The following is a 24,610-nucleotide window of genomic DNA, read 5'->3' as shown; positions in this document are numbered from 1 at the left end:
TCCCGTTATCCGGCTGTTTAATCGATTAACTTGAGGTTAAGCGAGTATGCAGCCCGGTCGTTCACCCGTCAAGAGCCCGCAGGTAACGGGTACTCAGGCGCCCGACCCGCAGGAGCCGCGGGCGATGAGGGTGGGCTGGAAGACAATCCGGGCCGGGGTCGCGGGCTCCTCGACGATGAGTTCCGCGGCCCTGCGGCCCATTTCGTACGAGGGTTGAGTGACCACGCTGATTCCCAGCGTACTTGCCCACGGGAAGTCGTCCATGGTCAGGAACCCGACATCGTCGGGTATTCCGAGGCCGCGATGGGTCAGTGCCATGTGGACGGATACGGTCAGACGGCCGGTCGTGCACACGACAGTGTCGTTGCGGCGCAGCAACGAACCGACGGCACCGTCCACCTCATCCTCGTTCTCCACAAGGACTTCCTCGGGTTGCGGCAGGCCACGCTCGGAGAGCCCCTGCCGTAGCCCTTCCGCGCGCTTGACCTGGGTCGGCCGATGGCGTCCACTCAAGACTCCGACCCGCGACCGGCCGCAGTCGCCCAGGTGCGCGGCCATCAGCCTGCCGGCCGCGACATCGTCGAGGCTGACCGAATGCAGTCCTGGTGCCGTGCGCGCGATGATCACGCAAGGGGTGCCGTTCTCTGCCATTCGGCGGGCGTGGTTGTCGGCGGTCTCATCGGCTGTGATGACCAGGCCGCGTACTCGTTGCTGGTCCATCGCCTGTACCTGGGCGGCCTCCCGGTCGGTGCGGCGGTAGGTGTTGGCCAGCATGACTGGGCTGTCGTTGGCCGCTGCGACTTCGTCGATCCCCCGGATCAGGTCCAGGTAGAACGGGCTGCTCAGGTCACGGATGACCACGCCGATTGTGCTCGATCGCCCGGCGAAGATGCTCTTGGTCAAGGCGTTCGGGCTGTAGCCGAGACTCTCGGCGGACTCCCACACCCTGGCCGCCGTCGACTCGGCGACCAGACCGCCGTTCAGCACGCGGGAGACTGTCGCTGTGGACACTCCCGCGTGTGTGGCCACGTCACCGATCGTCACTCGCTTCATCCGTGACCCGCCTGCCTTCCCGCACGACGATCCTGCCGCTGATCATGACGGTCCGGACATTGTCCAGCGCCGCCGGGTCGGTCACCACCAGGTCGGCGACCGCGCCTGGCACGATCCGGCCACGCCTGGGCGCCAGCCCGGGGAATGTGTCGGCGACGGTGGACGTCGCCATCGCGATCGCGGCGGGCAGGCCGACCACGCCAGCCTTGGTGGCCCGGTCGATCGCCAGCAGGATCGGGTCGTGGTGGCCGCCCGCGTAGTCGGTCGAGATCGTGTCCACCAGCCCGGCCTCGAACATGGCGTAGAGCAGTTCCGGACCCATGCCCGGCCGTCTGCCGCCGAACGTGTCCAGAATGGACACATCGATCACCACTCCCCGCTCCTTCAACCGCGCTGCATGGTCGAGCGCCTCACGCGTGGTGAAGCTGGGATGGTTGGAGTGCCCGGCGATCAGCCGCACGTCCGTCCTGGCGATCGCGGCGACCTGTGTCATCGACGCGGCCGCATTGTGCACGAGCACCGGAACGCCCAGATCACGGGCCTGGTCAGCCGCTTCGGCCAAGCCGCGCAGCGCGATGTCGAACGCGGGCAGAACCACGCCTGACACGATCTCGCGAGCGTCCTCAACGGACAGAATTCCGGTCAGGCCCGCGCCCGCCAACGCCTCCTCCACCGCGTCACGATCGAACGCCGACGTCTTGATGTGCCTGCCCAGCACAGCGATCTTCAGCTCGTTCGCCTGCCACGCCGTCACCGTCACGCCTGTACGCCGCGCGATCTCCTCGGGGATGTACATGTAGCTCGCCCCGCCACCGCCAAGCGTGTGTCCCGCACCGATCTCACCCAGCGCGACCGCCCCTTCAGCCACGGCCTGACGCGCGGTGAAAGCCTTGTCTGCCTCGGTGAGCCCGCCTCCGTCGGCGACGGTCGCCGCTTCCAGGCACGCCGGTGTGTTACAGGAGGCGGATTTCACGTTGACCGGATGCGCTTCGTCAGTCCTGGCAACAGCTTCCGCGGTGATGAACCCGTCGACGCAGAGCACTGTCGTCGTGCCCTCCAGCAGATGCCGGTCGAGATTCGCGTTCACCTGCCACTGCGGCAACGGTTCATGACCACTGGGGAACAGCGGGCCGTACGCGGTGCCGTGCGTGTGGTTGTTGATCAGCCCTGGAATCACCAGCATCCCCGACGCGGCAACGACTTCCGCCGACGGGTATGTTCCGTTCCCAGGCTCGATGATCTCCCGGACCGTGTCGCATTCGACGACGATATCGACCCCACGCCGAGGTTCGGTGCCCTGACCGTCGATCAGATCGCAGCCACGCAGGACGGTCGTCATCACAACTCCTCGAACCGCTCGAAGCGGAACGCCGCCAGCGCCTCGTCCCGATCCTCACCGAGCACCTCGTCAGCGACGAGTTCGCCCGCGTGCAAACACAACGTCACCCCGCTGTGCGACACAGCGAAGACGTAGTTGCGCACATCGGCGACCCGCCCGAGGACAGGCAGTCCATCGCCGGGAATCGGCCGCTCCCCCGTACGCACACTTTCGACGGTCGCCGCACGAATCCCCGGGTAGAACGACGTGGCGTCCCGCATCAGCTTGTCAACCGCCTCCTGCCCACCCTGGTCAACCTCGCTGGAGTGCAACAGGATCCGCCCGTCCCCCTCTGGTCGCAAGTGGACATTCGGGGCATGCACCACCCTCGACACCGGCACCGCGACAGGCGAGGTGTACACAAGAACGCAGGGCAAGTTGCGCATCGGCAACGCGAGCCCCGCCATCGCCGCCACCTTGGCCGCCTGTGGCCCCGCGCAGTTCACGACCGCGTCCGCGTCAAGCCGTCGCCCGGACTCCAACCGCACAGCGCGCACCATGTCACCACTCGTATCCAGCCCGACCACCGCGTCATCAGCCACCACGTCGACATCCCTCGACAGCAGATGCGCGATCAACCGCATCGGCTCAATCCACGCCTCGTCAGGGAAGTACGCGATCCCATCGGCCGGGAGCCGTTCCGGATCGATACCCGGCTCCAACTCCAGCGCCTCGGCACGGGTCAGCCATGTGGCCTCGTAGCCGCGTGCAATCAGAGCGTCAACCTTCCCACGTAGCGCTGCATCGTCGGCGGCCCACTCGATACCGCCGCCACCGTGGTACCAGTCGCTGAGCGGGGCTTCGGCCGCGAACCGTTGGTGCGCAGCCATTCCTGCGACGTTGAACTCGTGATAGACCTGCGGCTGCTTGTTGCGCGAATTGACCCAGGAGAACGTCGCGCCGGACGTCCCCGAACCTGGCGCACCGGCGTCGACGACCGTCACAGTCGCACCACCACGAGCCAGCGCCGCCCCCACGGCGGCCCCATAGACACCGGCACCCACCACGACGACTCGCATCTCGACCTCCCCAACCCCAGCTCATCGGCTATGTAACTAGTTACATGCAACTAGTTACACGGTAGCCCCGTGAACCGTCGGCGGTCAACGCCGACACATAGCTCTGCCACAGAAAGCCTTCGGCGGGTTCCCAGCATCGATCCCTAGGCTCGCGCACCGTGAGTACCCGGACTGATACTCTCAGCGAGGAGAATTGATGCATTCCGATGACGAACCTGTGGGCCGAGTGCTGGGCAGACGGCAGGCACTGGCGCTGCTCGGCCTGGCCGGGGCAACACTGACCGTCGCCGGCCCGGCAGTGGCCTCAGCGGCCACACCGGCTTCCACCACTTCATCACCACCTGGTGACTGCACAGTCGACTGCGTCGCCAAACCGGAGCAAACGGAGGGCCCGTACTTCGTCGACGAAGGGCTCAACCGGTCCGACATCCGCCCCGACCCGTCCGACGGCTCGATCGCCAAAGGCGCCGTGCTCGCCCTGAATCTCGGCGTACTGCAGATCAACTCCCGCGGATGCACGCCGATCAGGGGCGCGATCGTGGACGTCTGGCACTGCGACGCCCTCGGCGTCTACTCCGACGTCGCCGCGGAAGGCACGGTGGGCAAGAAGTTCCTGCGCGGCTACCAGGAGACCGACCGGGCCGGGAAGGTCAGGTTCGTGACCGTCCTGCCGGGCTGGTACCGGGGCAGGACCATCCACATCCACATCAAGGTCCAGACCACGGGGACCGACGGCAACCCGTACGAGTTCACCTCCCAGTTGTATTTCACGGAGGAGTTCAAGGCGGCATACCTGACCGGCGATCCGTACGCGAGCAAGGGCACGCCGGACACGACCAACGCCGCCGACGGGATCTTCGCGGGCGGCGGCGACCAGATGCTGCTGCGGCCCAGGCGAGTTCGGCAGGGCTACACCGCCGACTTCACCATCGGACTGGACCTCTCCGACACCGAAGTGGGCGACGACGACGCGCCCGGCCCCGGAGGCCCTGGAGGACCGCCAGGCCCGCCGCCTGCCTGATGCCGCTGACCACCAGCCTGTCCTGCGGCCACTCGCCGCAGGACAGGCTCTCCACGTGTCATGCTGGAACTGCGGTGATCTCGTTCGCGCTGGACTGTTCGGGCCGGTAGTCCTCGTACGACACAAGGAGACACGATGACAACGGTCGTCACCCCAGTACGCTTCGAGCACCGGGACTCGGCGCTGGGTGTCGGGACAGCGACGCCCCGGTTGTCGTGGCAGGTGACGACGGACGACCCTGAGTGGGCACAGACCGCCTACGAACTCGATCTCAACGGCGACGTCGTCCACGTGGACTCAGCTGAGCAGGTGCTGGTGCCGTGGCCTTTCGAGCCGCTCGCGGCACGCGGCCGGGCCACTGTGCGAGTCCGGGTGGCGTCCGGAGAACGGTGGTCGGAATGGAGTGATCCGTCCACAGTAGAAGCCGCATTGCTGGCGCCCGAGGATTGGACGGCCCGGTTCATCAGCCCGTTGGCTCTCGGCGGGGTCGGCACGCCTGCGCCGATTGTGTCCCGTGCGTTCACCCTGCGGCCAGGGGTCGTCTCCGCACGGCTCTACGCCACTGCCCACGGCGTCTATTCCGCCACGCTGAACGGTCAAGAGGTAGGCAACGAAGTCCTAGCTCCCGGCTGGACCAGTTATCACCATCGTCTCCGCTGTCAGATCCACGACATCACTTCACTTCTGCGTTCCGGCGACAACGAGATCCGGTTCCTGCTGGGCAACGGCTGGTACCGCGGTCGGCTCGGGTGGAGCGGGCGGCGTGCCCTCTACGGTGACCGGCTGGCCCTGCTTGCCCAGGTCGAGGTCACCTACGACGACGGCTCGGTCGAGGTCATCGGCACCGACGCCAGCTGGTCGGCGCACAACAGCGGCATCCTCGCCGACGACCTCTACGACGGGCAGCGAACCGATCTCCGGCCGGTCGAGTCCACTGTGGATGAGGTCGAGGTGCTGGCCGAGGACCTGGGCAGTCTGGTGGCGCCCGAGGGTCCACCAGTGCGGGTCACCGATGTGCTTCCCGCTGTCCGGGTCTGGCGGTCACCGTCGGGCAAAACCCTGGTGGACTTCGGCCAGAACCTGGTCGGATGGGTCCGGATCAAGGCGCGTGACACCCGCGTGGGCACCGAGGTGGTCGTCCGCCATGCCGAGGTTCTCGAAAATGACGAACTCGGTACGCGCCCTCTGCGTAGCGCCAAAGCCACCGACACCTACTTGCTGGACGACGCCGACGAAGTGGAGCTGGAGCCCAGCTTGACCTTCCACGGCTTCCGCTACGCCGAGATCAGCGGCCTCGACGTGCTCGCCGAGGACGTGCAGGCGGTCGTGATCGGCACGGATCTGCGCCGCACCGGGTGGTTCTCGTGCTCGGACCCGGATCTCGAACAGTTCCACCGCAATGTCGTGTGGAGCATGCGTGGCAATTTCCTCGACGTGCCCACGGACTGCCCGCAGCGCGACGAGCGGCTGGGCTGGACCGGCGACATCCAGATCTTCGTGCCTACCGCGAGCTTCCTGTTCGACACAGCCGGGTTCCTGTCCTCCTGGCTCGCCGATCTCGCCGCCGACCAGCTTCCCGACGGCGCGGTCCCCTTTGTCGTCCCCGACGTGCTCCGCACCCCTGCGCCCACCGCCGCGGCCTGGGGAGACGCCGCCACTATCGTGCCGTGGGCGCTCTACCGCGCGTACGGCGACCCGCAGATCCTCCAGCGGCAGTTCGACTCCATGCGTGGCTGGGTAGACAAGATCGCCTCGCTCACCGCAGACGGCGTCTGGGCCGGCGGTTTCCAGTTCGGCGACTGGCTCGACCCCACCGCACCACCGGACAACCCCGCCGCCGCCAAGGCCGACCGGGACGTCGTCGCCACCGCGCACCTCGCCCGTTCCGCCGAGATCGTCGCTGACGCTGCCCAGGTGCTGGGTCTCGACGGTGAGCACTACCGCAAGCTTGCCGCCGCCACGCGTGAAGCATTCGCCCGGCACTACGTGACGCCCAGCGGTCGCATCCTGTCCGACGCCCCGACGATCTACGCCCTGGCCCTCGAATGGGCCCTGTTGCCCACTGCCGGACAACGCCGCAACGCGGCCGATCAGCTCGCGGATCTGGTTCGCACCAACGGCTTCCGCATCGCAACCGGCTTTGTCGGGACCCCGCTCGTCACCGACGCGCTGACCGCGAGCGGGCACACGGAACTCGCCTTCCGCCTGGTACTGGCGAAAGACTGCCCGTCCTGGCTCTATCCCGTCACCATGGGAGCCACCACGATCTGGGAACGATGGGACAGCATGCTGCCCGACGACACCGTCAATCCAGGCGAGATGACCTCGTTCAACCACTACGCCCTCGGCGCCGTCGCTGACTGGTTCCACCGTGTCGTCGCCGGCCTGTCTCCCGCAGCTCCCGGTTACCGCCACATCACGATCAAGCCGGTCCCCCACCACGCACTCACACACGCGGCTGCACAACATCACACGCCCTACGGCGAAGCAGCATCCAGCTGGCGGCGTGAAGACGGACAGTTGGTCATCGAAGCTGTCATCCCGCCAGGCGTCACTGCCACCGTCCATCTCCCCGGCACATCCCCGTTCGACATCCGGCACGGCCGGCACTCCTGGACAGTGCCCGACCCGCGCCCAACCGACCGTCCGATCACCACCATCCGGGATCTCATCGACACCCCGGCTCTCTGGGACGAAACCGTTGCGCTACTGGCCGGTCACGGCCTGGGCGCGGATTCGGCCGACATCGCCAGGCGGATCGCCCGCTATCTCGACTTCCCCGCCGACCGGCTCACTCGCCTCCTGACCGTCATCGTCGATACCGAGGGAGGCGAGGACATCCACCAGGCCTTCACCCAGCTCCTGGATCAACGAGTCAGGACAGCTTGAGGACGGGACGATAGACGTCCAGCCAGACTGCCACGTCAAGGACTCGCTCGAAGGTCAGGCGGGCAGCCGGATCGACCTTGGCTGGGTCACGGTAGGCGGCTTCCGTCAGTTTCGCGCGGTCGCTCATGAAGAGAGCGTCTGAGTTCTTGTCGGCCAGGACGTCCCTCACCTGACGTTGGAGGGCCGAAACGTACAGCAGGTCCTGGGTTGAGGGGTAGCCGCTCTTGCGGCGGGCGGCCACCGATTCGGGGATCAGGTGGCGTCCGGCGGCGCGCAGCAGGCTCTTCTCGTGGCCGTCGAAAGTGTGCATGGACCAGGGAACGTTGTAGAGGTATTCCACGAGGCGGTAGTCACAGAAGGGGACTCGCGTCTCCACCCCAGCACGCATCGCCAGACGGTCCAGGCGATCTTCCAGGGTGCGCATGAACCTCGTAAGGCCGAGGTAGGCGACTTCTCGTTGCCGACGGCGGCGATTGTCCTCACCGTCGAGCTGGGGAACCTCGGTGAGTGCGTCGCGGTAACGGTCCCGTGTGAACGTCGGGAGGTCCACCAGGGCGACGAGGTCTTCGCTCATGTACGACGAGGTGTTGAGCTGGGGCCACGCGACGAACCACGGGAAGTCTTCCCTGCCGCCCTCGTGGACCACGTCCGCGTGGTGCCAGAAGTGGCCCATGAAGATCTCGTCGCCGGCCTCACCGCTCAGTGCCACCGTCACGTGTTCCTTCAACGCCTTGAACAGCAGGAAAAGTGAGCTGTTCATGTCGCCCATGCCGTACGGCGCGTCCCACGCGCTGACGACTTCCCGGCGTACCTCCAAATCGGACAGGGCACGGTGGTCCAGTACGAGATGATGGTGGTCGGTGCCCACATACTCGGCCACGTCACGGATGTAAGGGCCGTCCGCGCTGCAGCGGATCGTGTCGGCTTCGAAGTCCTCCGCCTGGTTGGGGAAGTCCACCGAGAAGGTGCGGATCACCTCGCCACGCGGGCGTAGGCTGCGGTCGGCCATGCCGGTCAGCACACTGGAGTCCAGGCCGCCGGACAGCAGCACGCCTCGGGGCACGTCCGCAACCAGCTCGTGGGTGACGTTGTCCTCGACCATCTCCCGGACCGTACGGATCGTGGCGTCGAGGTCGTCGGTGTGCGGCTTCGCCGTAAGCTGCCAGTAGGTGTGTTCGCGCAGGCCCGAGCGGTCGACCGTGACCACGGTGCCGGGGCGCATGATCTTGATGCCGGACCAGACGCCCTCGTCGGTCGTGGGGAAACCCAGCAGCAGCCGGCGGATGCCGTCAGTGTCGACCACGGCGTCGGTCATGGGATGCGCCAGGATCGCCTTCGGCTCGGACCCGAACAGCACGCCGTCCGGTGTCGGGAAGTAGTGCAGTGGTTTGGTGCCCAGGCGGTCACGGATGAGCACCAGACGCTCGGTCCGGCCGTCCCAGATGCCGATCGCGCACATGCCGATCATCCGTTCGGCGATCGCCGGGCCCCACTCCAGATACCCGCGGAGCACGACCTCAGTGTCGCTCGCGGTGCGGAACTGGTGCCCACGTCGGCGCAGTTCGTCGCGCAGCGCCACGAAGTTGTACGTCTCGCCGCTGTAGGTCAGCGTCACCGGTCCGTCGGGGGTGTCCACCGACATCGGCTGCGTGCCGCCGGGCAGGTCTATTATGGACAGTCTACGGTGCCCGAGGACCGCGTGTGGTGATGTCCAGATCCCCCACCCGTCCGGGCCACGCTGCCGCATCGCGTGCGTCATGGCCGCCACAACATGCTGTTGTTCGGTCAGATCACGGTCGAATGACACCCATCCGGCAACCCCGCACATAGTGGCTCCCTCCGCCGGAACCGAGCGTATCCACGACGGTAACCGGTCACAACGGACGTAGGGGTCTGTACGCGGGCCGACGGGTACTGAACTCTGTGAGAGGTGAATCCGTTGGCGTCGCATGTATACCGGTCCAGGTTCACCGAGTGGGACCGGCGGTCCTGGGTGCGGTCCAAACCGCACCGAGAGTCGCCGTTCACCGCCGACGCGCACTACTTCTCGCCGGAGTTGTGCCCGTTGTCCGCGCGGCCGCAGGTCCGTACCGCGCCGTTCGAGGTGCGCGAGGCGATTCTCGTGCACAGTCTCTACCTGTACCTGGAGTTCACAGTCCAGCTGGAGATGGGGCCGGTCAACGAGATCTGCGGGCTGCTGCGGTCACCCGCGTTTCTGCCCTGGCTGCCCGCGAGCATGAAGGACGACGTGCTGCGCATCTACACCGACGAAGCCGGTCACGCCGAGATGTCCAACACGCTCAAATCAGGGGTTCAGGCGGAAACAGGGGTTGCGCCCGTTGTGCATCAGCCTCGGTTCCTGACCGAGCTGGCGTTGTTGTACGCCGCAGAACTGCCTGCGTACCGGCCATTGGTCAAGTTGTTCTTCGCGATCGTGTCCGAGACGCTGATCACCGGAACGCTGACCAGGCTACCGAAAGATCCTTCCGTACAACAGGTCGTGCGCGAGCTCGCCCAGGATCACGCCGCCGACGAAGGCCACCACCACGCGTTCTTCCGGCAGCTGTTCGAGATGTTGTGGCCCCGGATGCCGGTGCCATTGCGGCGCAAGATAGGCGTGCTGTTGCCTCGCGTGATCCTCGCATTCCTCTGGCCGGACGAGCCCGCGCTGACTGCCGTGCTGCGGACCATGCCTGAGGTGTTCGACGACCCGGTACGGATCGTGACCGAGCTGTCCACCGCGCCCGAGACACTGGAAACGGTACTGCGCAACGCGACACCCACGATGCGGATGCTCAGGGACAACGGCGTGTTCGACGATCCAGTGGTGGCCGAAGCCTTTCACTCACACAGCCTGCCGACGGCACGCGATTTGGCCAGGGGGCGACGATGATCCGCGACTACATGCTGGCACTACTGTCCGCGCCTATGTCCACGGAGGATTCCACGGCGAGGTTCGAAACAGGCTCAGTGCCGTTGTGGCACAACAACCTGGTGCGATGGCTGCACGAAGCCCGCGCGATGGACCACAGTCTCGACTTCACCGTGTCGAACCGAGGCACGCGCCCCGGCCTGCTGTCGTTACGAATACACCGCCCGTTGGTGGCCAACGTGACTGTCGCTCTCGTCACCGACCCCAGCGCGATACCACAGACCATAGAAGAAGATCTGCTCGTCGTTCTGTTCTGCTGTCCACAGTGGCTGGTCGATCCACAGGACGATCCCGACGTGCTGGTGCTGGAGCCGCGGTGGTCGGCGGCGCTCCTGCTCGACGACGCCACTCCCCTGTTCTGGGGTGTGTCCGCCGCCGAGCAGGCACCTTCGGTCCTGGATGCCCGGTAGTCAGCTCCGGGCCAGTCGTTCCAGGGCCGGCACGATGTCCTGTGGGCTGGGCGCCTCCCGCATCTGGGTGCGAAGCTTGTCGGCGTCCGCGGTGAACGAGGGCTCCTCGATCAGCCGCAGCAACTGCGCACGCAGAGCGCTCGCGGTGATCTGCTCGTGCTCCATCACCAGCGCGGCGCCCTGATCCGCGAGCAGTTGCGCCAGCCCGGCCTTGTCCCACATGTTGCCGGGGATGACCAATTGCGGAACGCCGTGCACAACCGCGTTGCCGGTAGTGCCCGCGCCTCCGTGGTGCACCACGGCAGCACACGAGGGCAGCAACGCGTCCAACGGCACGAAGTCGAACAGCCGCACGTTGTCCGGCACCTTCGACGCCGCCGCACACTGTTGCGCGGTCAGTGTCGCGATCACTTCGATGTCCAGATCTGCCACGGCTTCGAACAGGTCGTTGACCGAGAACCGGTCGGAACCCCACAGATCGCGCCTGGATACACCCAGGGTCACGCAGACTCGTGCCCGTGTGGGCGACTCGGACAACCATTGCGGGACAACTGAAGCACCGTTGTAGGGCACGTGCCGGACCGTGAGGTAGTCCGTGTTGGTCGGGAACCGCATCCACGACGGCAACGGGTCAATGGTGCGCTGCCCGAGGACAAGTTCCTCGTCGAAGTCACAGCCGAAGCGCGCGAGCTTGCCCGTCAGCCATTCCGCCATCGGGTCCGAATCTCCCGGACCAGCCAGGCTCCGGAACCGCTCACGCATCCGGGCCCAGTGGTCCAAGCCGAACAGCATCCGGGCGTGCGCCGCGCCGCTGGCCCGCGCCGCGATCGGCCCCATGTAGGTCAGCGCGTCCCAGATCACCAGGTCCGGTCGCCAGGACCGGGCGAACGCGACGACATCGTCCAGCACGGCCTCGCCCGCCAGCCGCTCGAGCCCGATCGAGCACCAGGTGGTGAACACGCCCTGCACGTAGTCCAGGGTGAGCACCTCCGGTCTGGTCTCGGTGATGTCGAACTGGGAGCCGAACACGGTCGTCTCGGCCGGGCGTCGCTGGGCCTGACGGCTCAGTTCGGCCAGGTCCAGCGCCTTGCCGACCGGGACCGCGGTCAATCCGGCCTGGACGATCGCGTCGGTGAGGTCCGGCTGGGCGGCGACGCGGACGTCATGGCCGGCCGCGCGCAGCGCCCACGCCATCGGCACCAGGTTGTACAGGTGCGCGTTCGCCGCCAACGTCGTGAATAGCACTCGCATGGGTTTCTCCCAACCTGGTGGACTCCAGCCACCCCTCGATCGCTTGTGCGGTTTCGCCTGCCTGGTGCTGCACCAGGGTGAAGTGGTCACCGGACACGTCCACCACCGCAGGCCATGGGCACGTCAGCCCGCCGGACCCGGTCGCCCGGACGAACAGCACGGGCGCGGCGACCTCGGGCAGTGTGTATCCGTCGAACAGCCGGAGGTACTTGCCCATCGCCGACAACCGGGTGCCGGTGAACGGGCCGAACAGATCCTCACGGTCCAACATCCCGTGCAGCACCTGCTCGAAGAGACCCGCGGTCTCCGCGAGACCGGCCCGGTAGGTGTCGAGCAGTACGACCGCTGCGGGGCCGTTTCCCCGTCGCTCCAACTCGTTCGCGGTGGCGAGAGCGAGCACGCCGCCCCAGGAGTAACCCACAAGCACCTGCCCGCTGGGGTCTGACTGCTTCAGGGTCGCGTCGGCGAGGACGTCGACGAGTGCGCCTACCGATTCCGGCAGCCTTTGCCCGTCAACGAAACCAGGGACCGGGAGTGCGGAGACCTCCCGCACGCCTCGCCAATGCGTGGCCAGACGTGCGAACTGCTGGATGCCGCCCATCACCATCGGCGAAGGGAAACAGAGCAGACCCGGCCCGTTTGTACCGCTGGCCAGCGACACCGCTTGAGGCAGCTGGTCCGCTTCGTCCGGCGACGCGAACACGGGCCTCAGCTCACCCGCGGCCTGCAACAGGGCCAACCCCGCCTGCATCTTCCCGTCCGTGACGGCCTGCCGGAACATCAGGCTCAGGGTGTCGGCCGGGGCCCGCGTATCCGTGCCCAGCGCGGTCCGCAGATGCCTGGCCAGGCCGGCCGGGCTGGTGTGGTCGAACACCGCGCTGGTCGGCAGGCGAAGACCGGTCGCCGCGTTGAGGCTGTTACGCAACTCCATCGCGGTCAACGAGTCGAAGCCCGCCTGGAGGAACGGCCGCTCCGGGTCCACTGCCGCCGGGTCGGCATGGCCCAGCACGGCGGCCGCGTGCCCACGTACGAGCGTCACCAACATCTTTTCCTGATCGGCGGCCGACATACCTGCCAGCCCGCGACGCAGTCCGTCCACATCAGACGCCGTAGTACGAGCCGTGCGGCGGCGAACTCGTGCCCGGGACTTGAGTTTCGCCGGAACCACGGCCGGAAGGCCGGCCGCCAGCCCGGCGTCGAACAGCGCCAGTCCCTCTTCGGCGGACAACGCGTTGAGACCGTTGCGCGACAGCCGGGTGCGGTCGGCAGTGGCGGACATCCCGCTCTGGTCCTCCCACAGGCCCCAGGCCAGCGACACTGCGGGCAGTCCCAGCGCCCGCCGATGGGCTGCAAGGGCGTCGAGGAACGTGTTGGCCGCGGCGTAGTTGCCCTGTCCCGGGGAACCCAGGACACCGGCGCTGGAGGAGAACAGGACGAACGCGGCGAGATTCATGTCCCGGGTCAGTTCGTGCAGGTGCCAGGCAGCGTCGGACTTGGGGCGCGCCACCGCGTCCAGCCGCTCTTCGGTCAGCGACTCGATCACGCCGTCGTCCAGTACACCGGCCGCGTGCACGACTGCGGTCAACGGCCGGTCGGCAGGAATTTGTGCGATCAGGCGGGCAAGTGAGTCACGGTCACCGACATCGCACTTGGCCACGGTTACCTCTGCGGCAAGGTCGTCAACCGGTGGGATGTCCTCGCGTCTTGTGGTCAGCACCAGGTGCCGAATCCCGTGTTCGGCCACGAGATGCTTGGCCACCAACCGGCCCAGGGTGCCGGTGCCGCCGGTGATCAGCACTGTTCCGGCCGGGTCGAGCGGAGCGGGCATCGTGAGCACGACCTTGCCCACGTGCCGCGCCTGTGCCATGAAGCGGAACGCGTCCCGGGCCTGCCGGACGTCCCAGGCCTTGGTGGGCAACGGCCGCAGCCGTCCCTGCTCGAACAGGGCGAGTACCTCGCACAGCATCTGCTGGATGCGGTCCGGGCCTGGGTCGGCCAGGTCGAACGCCTGGTAGACGACCCCGGGGTGATCGATGGCGACCTGCGCGGCGTCCCGGATGTCGGTCTTGCCCATCTCCAGCAACCGGCCGCCGTCGGCGAGCAGCCGCAGCGATGCGTCCACGAACTCCCGTGCGAGGGAGTTCAGCACGACGTCCATGCCGCCTGTGAACTTGGCTTCGAAGCCGAGGTCCCGGGAGGACGCGATCCGGTCCCCGCTCAGACCCAACGACCGCAGAGCGGCCCATTTGCCGGGGCTCGCGGTGGCGTACACGTCCGCGCCGAGATGCCGTGCCACCTGCACGGCCGCCATGCCCACCCCACCGGCCCCGGCGTGCACCAGCACCGACTGTCCTTCTTGGACGTTCGCGAGACCGGCCAGCGCGTGGTAGGCGGTCAGGAAGGCGATCGGCACACCAGCCGCCTGGGTGAACGACCAACCTTGCGGCATCGGTGCCAGCAGCCGGTGGTCGGTGACCGCGACCGGTCCGAAGGCACCGCTGAACAGGCCCATCACGGCGTCCCCAGGTGCCAGGCCGGACACCCCCGGGCCCACCTCGGCGACCACGCCGGCCGCCTCGCCACCGATCGCACGGTCACCCTCAGGCACCATGCCCAGCGCGACGGCAACATCCCGGAAGTTCAGCCCGGCCGCCCGGACCTCGACTCGAACCTCGCCGTCGCCGAGTGGTCGTTCTGCCTCGGGCGTGGCCAGCAATGCCATCTCGTCCAGGGCGCCCGAACCGACATGCAGACGCCAAGTTCCCTGCCCGGCTGGCGGCAACAGGCTGTCGGCGTCGGTCACCCGCGTCAGGCGGGGAGCGAGCAACTCTCCGTCGCGCACAGCAAGTTGCGCTTCGCCTGCTCCCATGGCTGCGGCGATCGCGTCGGCAGGCAGTTCCCCGTCGAGGATGTCCACCAGCCCGAACCGGTCCGGGTTCTCCGACTGCGCCGACCGGACCAGCCCCCAGACCGGCGCCCGGCGCAGGTCTGGCACGTCCTCACCAGGCCGGACGGAAATCGCTCCCCGGGTGACGAACACCAGGCGTGTGCCGGAGTCCTGATCGGCCAGCCGCGCCTGGATCAGCCGGAGCGCATCCGCGGCATCCGCGAAGTCCTCAGTGAACTCCACATCGGCGGCAGGCCTGCTCTGCGGCGCGGGCGTCCACTGTGTCCAATACAACGACTCGGACCGTACGCTCGACATTGGCCGGAATGCCAAGGATTCCACAGAAGCGACCGGTGATCCGGTGCCATCCGCGATGTCCAAAGAGAAAGTGCCGGCGCCCGCGGCCGTCAGCCGGACGCGGAGGACTGAGGCTCCGGTGGCGTGCAGGGATACTCCGGCCCATTCAAACGGCAGCAACGTGCCCCGGTCGGTGCCGGTGAGCCCCAGGGCGTGCAGGCTCGCGTCCAAAGCGGCTGGATGCAGGCCGAATCGACCGGCGTCGCGCACTGTTGCCGGCAGGTGCACCTCGGCGAACAGATCACTCTCGCCCCGCCGCCACGCGCCTCGCAGCCCTTGGAAGGTGGGACCATACGCAATCCCGGCTTCGGCGAGCCGGTCGTAAAGCCCGTCCAGCTCAACCGGCTCGGCGCCGCTGGGCGGCCACTGGAAAAGGTCCACGCCGTGTACTTCGTCGGCCGTCACGAGGCCCGAAGCGTTCCGGGTCCACGGCCCATCGTCACTGAGCCGAGAGTGGACAGACACCGCCCGACTGCCCGCGTCGTCCGGTTCGCCGACAGTGACCTGCACCTGGATCGCTTCATGCGGGGGCAGGACCAGTGGCGCGGTCAACGTCAGCTCGGCCAGCCTGCCGCAGCCGACTTGATCACCCGCGTGGATGGCAAGCTCGACGAAACCGGTGCCAGGAAACAGGATCATGTCGGAGACCATGTGGTCGGCGAGCCAGGGGTGAGTGCTCAGTGAGAGCCTTCCCGTGCACACCAAACCTTCCGACTCCGCAAGTGTGACAGCCGCGCCCAGCAAGGGGTGGTCCGTGGTGTCCAGACCGGCTGCACGCACGTCGGCCGACCTCGCCCCGTCCGGCCAGTACCGCTCACGTTGGAAGGCATATGTAGGCAGGTCCACAAACCGCGCACCAGCCGGGAACAGCGGTGCCCAGTCGACGTCCACGCCGTGTACGTATGCCTCTGCCAACGAGGTCAGGAACCGTCGCTCGTCCCCCTCGTCACGGCGTAGCGTCCCGATCGCGACGGCCAAGTCCTGTGAGATCTCCTGAATGCCCATGGTCAGCACCGGATGAGCACTGGACTCGACAAAAACGCTGTGGCCGTCGGCGATGGCAGCCCGCACGGCGCCTTCGAAGTCGACCGGCTGCCGACCGTTGCTGAACCAGTACTCGCCGTCCAACTCCGTGGTATCGATCAGCGTCGCGGTGACCGTGGAGTAGAAGGGCACATCGCTCGCGCGTGGCGACAACCCGGACAGTTCGGCTGCGAGCCGGTCGCGGATCTGGTCCACCTGCGCCGAATGGGACGCGACCGTTCCCGGCACGGTCCTGGTACGCACTCCGGCGGCGGCACATTCGGCGGCGAACTCCGCCAGCGCCGGCAGATCACCCACCACAGCCGTCGAGGTGGGCCCGTTCATCCCGCCGACCGACAGCCGCCCGGCCCACCGGGCGAGCATCGGCTCGACCTGCTTGGCCGCCATCGCCACCGCCAGCACCGCGCCCTTGCCGACCATCGTCTCGGCGAAAAGCCGGCTGCGCGTCACCACGATCTTGACCGCATCGGCCAACGTCAACGCACCGACCACACAGGCGGCAGCGACCTCTCCCTGGGAATGACCGATCACCGCTGCCGGCCGGACACCGAAGGACTCCCACAGCCCCGCCAACGACACCATGACGGCGAACAAAGTCGGCTGCACGACCTCAATGCGCTCCAACGCGGACCCATCTGCCAACGCCGCGAGCACATCGATGTCCGAAACAGCCTGAATAGCAGCCGCGCACTCCCGCATCCGCTCAGCGAAAACCGGCGACGACGCCAACAGGTCGACTGCCATCCCGGTCCACTGCGAGCCTTGTCCCGGGAACACGAAAACCACGCGGGGCGAGGGCATCGCCACACCTGTCACCGCACCCGCACCGGCCAACAACTCGTCTCGGTCCTGACCGATCACCACAGACCGGTGTTCCAATGCGGAACGACCGGTCAGCAAGGTGTGCCCGACGTCCACAGGGCTGAGTTCGCCTCGTGCTGTCACATACGAACGAAGGCGATCGACTTGCGCGGCCAACGCCTGTGGAGTCCGCGCGGACACGACCCAAGGCACGAGTCCGGCCGCAGGCGACTCGTCCGGTGTTTCGACCGGTGCCTGTTCCACAACCAAATGCGCGTTGGTGCCGCTGATCCCGAACGAGGACACTCCCGCCCGCCGCGGCCGTCCGCGCTCAGGCCACTCGGCCGGATCTGCCAGCAGCCGCAGCCCGTTCGAACTCCAGTCCACATCGGTCAGAGCAGTGTCGGCGTGCAGGGTCCTCGGCACAACATCATGGCCGAGCGCCTGCACCATCTTGATCAGACCCGCCACACCGGCGGCGGCCTGGGCATGGCCGATGTTGGACTTGACCGAGCCAAGCAGCAGAGGTTCGGCCCGATCCTGTCCGTACGCGGCCGACAACGCCTGGGCCTCGATCAGGTCGCCGAGCCGTGTGCCGGTCCCGTGCGCCTCCACCGCGTCGACGTCGTCGGCGGTCACGCCGGCGTTGGCCAACGCCTGACGGATCACCCGTTGCTGGGCCGGGCCGCTCGGTGCGGTGAGACCGTTGGACGCCCCGTCCTGGTTGACCGCCGAGCCACGCACCACAGCCAGTACCTGGTGGCCGTTGCGGCGCGCGTCGGACAGCCGCTCCAGCAACACCAGACCGACTCCGTCGGCGAAACCGAAACCGTCGGCGTCTGCCGAGAACGCCTTGCAGCGCCCGTCCGCGGCCAGCGCGCCCTGCTTGCCGAACTCGACGAAGATGTCCTGGGTCGCGGCGATCGTGACGCCGCCCGCCACCGCCAGCGAGCACTCGCCCTGCCGTAGCGCCTGGCTCGCCAGGTGCACCGCGACCAACGACGAGGAACACGCGGTGTCGATGGTGATCGCCGGGCCCTCGAATCCGAAGGCGTACGCCAACCGGCCGGACGCGACGCTGCTCATGGTCCCGATCGCCAAGTGGCCTTCAAGGCTGTCGCGGGCGCTGCCGAGGGTCTCGCTGTAACCGTTGTGGATCGCGCCCACGTAGAAGCCCACCGGGCCGCCGCGAAGTGCGGCCGGGTCGATCCCGGCACGTTCGAAGACCTCCCAGGAGCCCTCCAGCAACAGCCGCTGCTGCGGGTCCATCGCCAGCGCCTCACGCGGCGAGATCCCGAAGAAGCCCGCGTCGAAGTCGGCGGCGTCGTAGAGGAAACCGCCGATGGTAGGCCCGCCGTCGGGCCGTTTCCCCGCGTCCCAGCCACGGTCGGTGGGAAAGTCGGCGACCGCGTCCCGTCCGGCGGCAACCAGATCCCACAGGTCCTCCGGTGACTCGACACCGCCGGGGAACCGGCAGCTCATCCCCACGATCGCGATCGGCTCGTCGGCCGGTAGTGCCTGTGTGACGGGCGCGGTCATGGCCGGCGCCGAACCGAACAATTCCTTGCGCAGCAACGTGGCCAACGCTGACGGCGTCGGGTGGTCGAACACCAGCGTCGCCGACAGCCGCAAGCCGGTCACGGTGCCCAGCCGGTTACGCAGCTCGACCGAGGTGAGCGAGTCGAAACCCAGTTCGCGGAATGCCCGGCTGTCATCGATCTCGGCCGCCGAGCCGAACCCGAGCACCATGGCCGCGTGCCGGCGCACCAGGTCCAGCATCGCACTGTCCTGTTCGGACACTGACAGGCCGGCCAGGTCGGCGGCAGGTTGAGTGCGGGCCTCATCCTCGACCACCCGCCGGGTGCGAGCGCGTACGAGCCGACGCAACAACGGCGGGGCGGAACGCATTGCGGTGAAGTCGAACCGGACCGGGACCAACGCCGCCTCGTCAGCACCAAGGGCCGCGTCGAACAGGGCCAGACCCTCCTGTTCGGACAGACCCGCGACCCCTGACCTGGTCATCCGTGGCCTGTCACGAGCGTCCACCTGGCCGGCCATGCCGCCGTCCTGCGCCCAGAACCCCCACGCCAGCGACACCCCAGGCAGGCCACGCGCCCGGCGATGCTGGGCAAGGGCGTCGAGAAACGCGTTGCCAGCGGCGTAGTTGCCCTGTCCCGGTCCGCCGAGCACCCCTGCGGCGGACGAGAACAGCACGAACTGGGCCAGATCCAGGTGCTCGGTCAGCTCGTGCAGATGCCATGCGGCATCCAGTTTGGGGCGCAGGACCTCGTCGAGTTGGGCGGGCGTCAGGGCGGAGATGGTGGCGTCGGACAGCACACCGGCGGCGTGCACGACAGCTGTCAGCGGATGCTCGGCTGGTATCGCGGCCAGCAGTTCCGCCAGTGCCATGCGGTCCGAGATGTCACAGGCGGCCGTGGTGACCGTCGCGCCCAACACCGTCAACTCGGCGCACAGTTCCGTGGCCTCGCCTCGACGGCTGGCCAGCACCAGGTGGCGCACACCGTGCTCGGTCACCAGATGCCGCGCGAGCAGTGCACCCAGCGCTCCAGTACCTCCAGTGATCAGGACCGTGCCGTCGGCGTCCATCGGTCTCGGCACAGTCAGCACGACCTTGCCGACGTGCTGGGCCTGCGCGACGAACCTGAACGCGGCCCCGGCCTCGCGGATGTCCCAGGTCCGGACCGGAAGCGGCTGGAGCGCACCGGTGGCGAACCCCTTGATGATCTCGGCCAGCATCTCGCCGATCCGGTCGGGACCGGCTTCGAACAGGTCGAACGCTCTGTACGACACCCCGTTGTACGTCTCGGCCACGTCGTTCGCGGCACGGATGTCGGTCTTGCCCATCTCGACGAACCGGCCGCCAGGCGACAGCAACCTCAGCGAGGCGTCCACGAACTCGCGCGCCAGGCAGTTGAGCACGACATCGACTCCGCCGGCGAATTTCGTCTCGAAGTCCGACGTCCGTGACGACGCGATACGGTCCTCGGCAAGCCCGGCCGCAGCCCATTTGCCGGGGCTGGCCGTGCCGAACACCTCTGCACCGAAGTGTGAGACGAGCTGCACAGCGGCCATGCCGACCCCGCCGGCGGCGGCGTGCACCAGGACCCGGTCGCCCGGCTGCACGTTGCCGAGGTCGCGCAGGCCGTAGTAGGCGGTCAGGAACACCAGCGGCACCGATGCGGCCTGTTCGAACGTCCACCCGGCCGGGATCGGTGCCAAGTACCGCTGGTCGGTCACCGCGAGCGTGCCGAACGCGCCCTGGAAAAGCCCGAACACCTGGTCACCGGGCTTGTGGCCGGCCACCCCCGGGCCGGTCTCCACCACTACACCAGCGCCTTCGCTACCGATGGCCGCCTCACCGGGGTACATGCCCAGGGCGAGCAGCACGTCCCGGAAGTTCAGCCCGGCGGCGCGGATCGCGACCCGGACCTCGCCCTCGCCGAGCGGCCGCTCAGCTTCGGGGGCGGCCACCACCTTGAGACCGTCGAGGGTCCGTTCCGCCGAGACGTCCAACCGCCAGTTGCCTCGGCGTTCGGATGCCGCAACGCGCGTCAGCCGAGGCGCGTATCCGACACCGGCACGTACCGCCAGCTGTGGTTCACCGGTGGCAAACACCTCCGGCAGCACCCTCATCGACTCTGGTTGGTCGTCGACATCAACGAGTACGAATCGGTCCGGGTGCTCGCTCTGCGCGGACCGCAGCAGGCCCCACACGGGTGCGTGGGTCAGGTCCGGCACATCGTCTCCGGCTGCGACGGCCACGGCTCCCCGCGTTACGAAGGCCAGCCGCGACGCGGTGAAGCGCTCGTCAGTCAGCCACTGCTGTACCAGATCCAGCGCGCGTCGAGCCGCATCCCGGCCACTGTCCGGCAGACCTAGTTCGGCAGAACACATGACCAGCGCGACATCCGGCACGACCTCGTCGCACGCCGAAAGCTCGGCTGTCCGGACGGGCGAGCCTGCTTGCACTTCAGCCCAGTCGACCCGGTAGAGATGGTCCGATCTGGTCTGCAGAGCGCCCACCGGTCGCACTGCCAGCGAACCGATCGAAGCAACCGGCGCGCCCGTGCTGTCAGCGACCTGGATCGTCACCGCACCGGGACCGGCGGGGGTCACGCGAACGCGGATCGTCGACGCACCCGTTGCGTACAAAGAAACGTCGTTCCACGCGAACGGCAACTGCGCGAGCCCCGAGTCACCGAGCGGTCCGAGCCCGATCGTATGCAGAGCGGCGTCGAGCAACGCGGGGTGAAGTCCGAAATGGACCGACTCGGGGCGCTCCGACGCTGGAAGGCCGACTTCGGCGAAGATCTCATCACCCCGCCGCCAGGCCGCCTGCAGGCCGCGGAACACCGGGCCGTAGCACAAACCCGTCTCGGTGAGCCGGTCGTAGTGGCCGTCGACATCGAGCGCGACGGCTTCGGCAGGCGGCCAGTGTTTTAGATCGAAAGATGCGGACGTGTCCTCGGCAGCCAGTACACCGCCGGCGTTGTGTGTCCATTCGGAATCGTCACGGGAGTGGATGTCCACACTCCGGCAACCAGTGCTGTCCGGTTCACCCACCCGCAGCTGCAGTTCGATGCCTCCGGTGGTGGTCAGGACCATCGGCGCGTGCAGGGTGAGTTCGGTGATCCGACCGCAACCGACTCGGTCGCCGGCCCTGATCGCGAGATCCAGCAACGCTGTGCCGGGCACGAGCACCTTGTCGTGGACAACGTGGTCGCCCAGCCACGGATGCGACCGCAAGGACAACTTGCCGGTGAGCAACAGGCCGTCGGCTCCCGCCAGCTCGACAGCGGCCGCGAGCAACGGGTGTTCCGCGGACCGCAGGCCAGCGCCTGCGATGTCCCCGGTGTCACGCGGCGCGTCGAGCCAGTACCGCTTGCGCTGAAACGCATACGTGGGCAGCTCCACCCGCCGTGCGCCCGTGCCAGCGAAGTATCCCGCCCAGTCCACGGCAACGCCACGGACGTGCAACTTGGCCAGCGCGGTGGCGACCGTGCGCCCTTCCGGCCGGTCGCCGCGCAAAGTCGGCACCAGCACGGCATCGACGCCTTCAAGGCAGTCCTGTCCCATTGCCGCGAGCACGCCGTCCGGCCCGAGTTCCACGAACGACCGGGCGCCGAGTTCGGCCAGGCTGCGCATGCCATCGGCGAACCGGACAGTGTCCCGTACTTGGCGCACCCAGTACTCCGGCGTGCACAGCTCGTCGCCGATGATCTGCCCGGTCACGGTCGAGACGATCCGGATGCGGGGCGGCTGGAACGACAATCCCGCCACGACCCGGCCGAACTCCGCGAGCATCGGCTCCATCCGGGCGGAGTGGAACGCATGGCTGACGCGCAGGCGTTTGACCTCACGTCCTCGCTCCCGCCACAACGACTCCATGGCGGTGATCGCGTCCTGCTCGCCGGACAACACCACCGACTGCGGCCCGTTGACCGCAGCGATGCCGATCCGTTCGTCCAGCAGCGCCTGGATTTCGTCCTCACTGGCCCGGATCGCGATCATCGCGCCACCCTCAGGCAGTCGCTGCATCAACCGGCCACGCGCCGAGACGAGCGCGCAGGCGTCCGCAAGAGACAAAACACCGGCCGCGTGCGCCGCGGCGATCTCACCGATGGAATGCCCCAGCAGGAGATCCGGTCGCAGTCCCCATGACTCGACCAGCCGGAACAGCGCGACTTCGAGCGCGAACAGTGCCTGCTGGGCGAAGGCCGTCTGGTCGAGCGCCGCAACGTCATCCTTGACCACGTTGCGTAACGAGGGATCCAGCCCGGCGCACGCGGCGTCCCACGCCTCGGCGAACACCGGGAAAGCCTCGTACAGCTGTTGTCCCATGCCGATGCGCTGAGAGCCCTGCCCAGAGAACAGGAACGCCACCAAGCCCGATTCGGCAACACTGCCGAGTATCTCACTGTCCAAAGTAGTCAGTGCGTCGGCGAGTCCGACCCGGTCATCTGCGATGAGCACGGCCCGTTCGGTGAGTGCCGCCCGGCCGGCGAGGGAGTTGCCGACGTCCAGCACTTCGAGGTCCGGATTGTCGCTCAGATGCGTCAGCAGGCGCTGCGCCTGAGCTCGCAAGGCCTCAGCTGAATGTGCGGACAGCAAGCAGGGCACCGGCCCCGCCGCGCGCTCGCCGGGCTCTTCGACCGCCGGTTGCGGCGCCTCTTCCAGGATGACATGCGCGTTGGTGCCGCTCGCACCGAACGATGACACGGCCGCGCGTCGCGGCGCGTTGTCCTTGTCCCACGGACGTTGTTCGATCAGCAGCTCCACCGCTCCGGCGGACCAGTCGATCTGCGGGGAAGGCTGGTCCACGTGCAAGGTGCGGGGCATGATGCCGTGCCGCATCGCCAGCACCATCTTGATCACGCCCGTCACGCCGGCCGCCGCCTGCGTGTGGCCGATGTTGGACTTGATCGACCCCAGCCACAGCGGATCGGCCCGATCTTGGCCATAGGTGGCCAGCAATGCCTGCGCCTCAATGGGATCACCGAGTGTGGTACCGGTTCCGTGTGCTTCGACCACGTCGATCTCGGCGGCAGTGCGACCGGCGTCGGCCAGGGCTTGCCGGATCACCCGCTGCTGCGCCGGACCGCTCGGCGCGGTCAGACGGCTGCTCGCGCCGTCTTGGTTCACCGCCGAGCCGCGCACCACGGCGAGCACCTGGTGACCGTTGTTCACGGCGTCGGACAGCCGCTCGAGCAACAAAACGCCAACGCCTTCGGAGAATCCGGTGCCGTCCGCAGCGGCAGCGAACGCCTTGCACCGGCCGTCTGGCGAAAGCCCACGCTGCCGGCTGAAGTCGATGAACGTACCCGGAGTCGCCATGACCGCGACACCGCCGGCCAACGCGAGCGAGCACTCCTGGCGTCGCAACGACTGGCACGCCAAGTGCAACGCCGTCAACGACGAGGAGCAAGCGGTGTCGACTGTGACCGCTGGCCCTTCCAGCCCGAAGGTGTAGGACACGCGGCCGGACACGACACTGGGTGAGCTGCCGACGTTGAGCAGCCCTTCGAAACCGTCCGGGATACGGTACAACCGGCTGCCGTAGTCCTGGTACATCACGCCGGTGAACACACCGGCCCTGCTGCCACGCAGGGAAAACGGGTCGATACCGGCGTTCTCGAAGCTCTCCCAGGCCGTCTCCAGCAACAGCCGCTGCTGCGGGTCCATCGACAGTGCCTCACGGGGCGACACACCGAACAGGCTCGGGTCGAACAGGGCCGCGTCGTGCAGAAACCCGCCGTGCCGGGTGTAGCTGGTGCCCGTGTGATCGGGATCGGGGTCGTACAACGCTTCCAGGTCCCAGCCGCGGTCGGTGGGGAACTCCGAGATGGCGTCGGTGCCGTTCACGACCAGCCGCCAGAGATCGGCGGGGGTGGCGACCGCGCCGGGCAGGCGGCAGCTCATCGCGACGATCGCGATCGGCTCGTGCGCGGCCGACTCGACCTCGCGCAGCCGTCCGCGAGTGTGCTGCAGGTCGGTGATGACCCGCTTGAGGTAGTCGCGTAGCTTCTGCTCGTTGTCCACAGCTCGGC

At 67.7% G+C, this 24,610-nt stretch carries 10 protein-coding genes; 4 read left to right on the top strand and 6 right to left on the bottom strand.

The window, feature by feature from the left end; all coding sequences use genetic code 11:
* Window positions 1–93: 93 nt before the first annotated feature.
* The 3 genes from JOF56_RS36865 to JOF56_RS36855 are packed head-to-tail and all read right to left on the bottom strand — an operon-like array spanning window position 94 to window position 3,450.
* Window positions 94–1,053, bottom strand: a complete 960-nt coding sequence (locus tag JOF56_RS36865) for a LacI family DNA-binding transcriptional regulator (RefSeq protein WP_209644055.1) — start codon at window positions 1,051–1,053, stop codon at window positions 94–96.
* Complete coding sequence (locus JOF56_RS36860) at window positions 1,031–2,392, bottom strand: amidohydrolase family protein (protein ID WP_209644054.1); 1,362 nt, start codon at window positions 2,390–2,392, stop codon at window positions 1,031–1,033. Before JOF56_RS36860 ends, JOF56_RS36865 begins: the two co-directional genes overlap by 23 nt.
* Window positions 2,392–3,450, bottom strand: a complete 1,059-nt coding sequence (locus JOF56_RS36855; protein ID WP_209644053.1) for an NAD(P)/FAD-dependent oxidoreductase — start codon at window positions 3,448–3,450, stop codon at window positions 2,392–2,394. Before JOF56_RS36855 ends, JOF56_RS36860 begins: the two co-directional genes overlap by 1 nt.
* Before the next feature lie 196 nt (window positions 3,451–3,646).
* Here JOF56_RS36855 and JOF56_RS36850 point away from each other — a divergent pair, with 196 nt between their 5' ends.
* Together JOF56_RS36850 and JOF56_RS36845 are read left to right on the top strand one after the other, a co-directional pair.
* Window positions 3,647–4,471, top strand: a complete 825-nt coding sequence (locus JOF56_RS36850; protein WP_209644052.1) for a dioxygenase family protein — start codon at window positions 3,647–3,649, stop codon at window positions 4,469–4,471.
* Window positions 4,472–4,606: 135 nt separating this feature from the next.
* Window positions 4,607–7,360, top strand: coding sequence for a family 78 glycoside hydrolase catalytic domain (locus tag JOF56_RS36845; RefSeq protein WP_209644051.1), 2,754 nt, complete (start codon window positions 4,607–4,609; stop codon window positions 7,358–7,360).
* On the opposite strand, the gene asnB is transcribed toward JOF56_RS36845, so the two are convergent.
* Window positions 7,347–9,188, bottom strand: coding sequence for an asparagine synthase (glutamine-hydrolyzing) (asnB, locus tag JOF56_RS36840; RefSeq protein ID WP_209644050.1), 1,842 nt, complete (start codon window positions 9,186–9,188; stop codon window positions 7,347–7,349). The genes JOF56_RS36845 and asnB overlap by 14 nt on opposite strands.
* 111 nt (window positions 9,189–9,299) lie before the next feature.
* On the opposite strand from asnB, the gene JOF56_RS36835 reads away from it, so the two are divergent.
* Both JOF56_RS36835 and JOF56_RS36830 read left to right on the top strand, forming a co-directional pair.
* Window positions 9,300–10,253, top strand: a complete 954-nt coding sequence (locus JOF56_RS36835) for a diiron oxygenase (protein ID WP_209644049.1) — start codon at window positions 9,300–9,302, stop codon at window positions 10,251–10,253.
* Entirely contained in the window at window positions 10,250–10,702 is a 453-nt protein-coding gene (locus JOF56_RS36830; protein WP_209644048.1) for a hypothetical protein, read from the top strand. Before JOF56_RS36835 ends, JOF56_RS36830 begins: the two co-directional genes overlap by 4 nt.
* Here the strand turns inward: JOF56_RS36830 and JOF56_RS36825 are convergent, their stop codons facing one another.
* Entirely contained in the window at window positions 10,703–11,953 is a 1,251-nt protein-coding gene (locus JOF56_RS36825; RefSeq protein ID WP_209644047.1) for an activator-dependent family glycosyltransferase, read from the bottom strand. It abuts the gene before it with no gap.
* A complete protein-coding gene (locus tag JOF56_RS36820) occupies window positions 11,865–24,602 on the bottom strand; it encodes a type I polyketide synthase (RefSeq protein ID WP_209644046.1) in 12,738 nt (4,245 codons plus the stop codon). The genes JOF56_RS36825 and JOF56_RS36820 overlap by 89 nt, the downstream gene beginning before the upstream one ends.
* Between the last annotated feature and the right edge of the window lie 8 nt (window positions 24,603–24,610).

This window comes from Kibdelosporangium banguiense, from assembly GCF_017876405.1.
Classification (GTDB): domain Bacteria; phylum Actinomycetota; class Actinomycetes; order Mycobacteriales; family Pseudonocardiaceae; genus Kibdelosporangium; species Kibdelosporangium banguiense.
The sequence above is the reverse complement of the archived record's forward strand: the minus strand, read 5'-3'. Positions and strand labels throughout refer to the sequence as shown.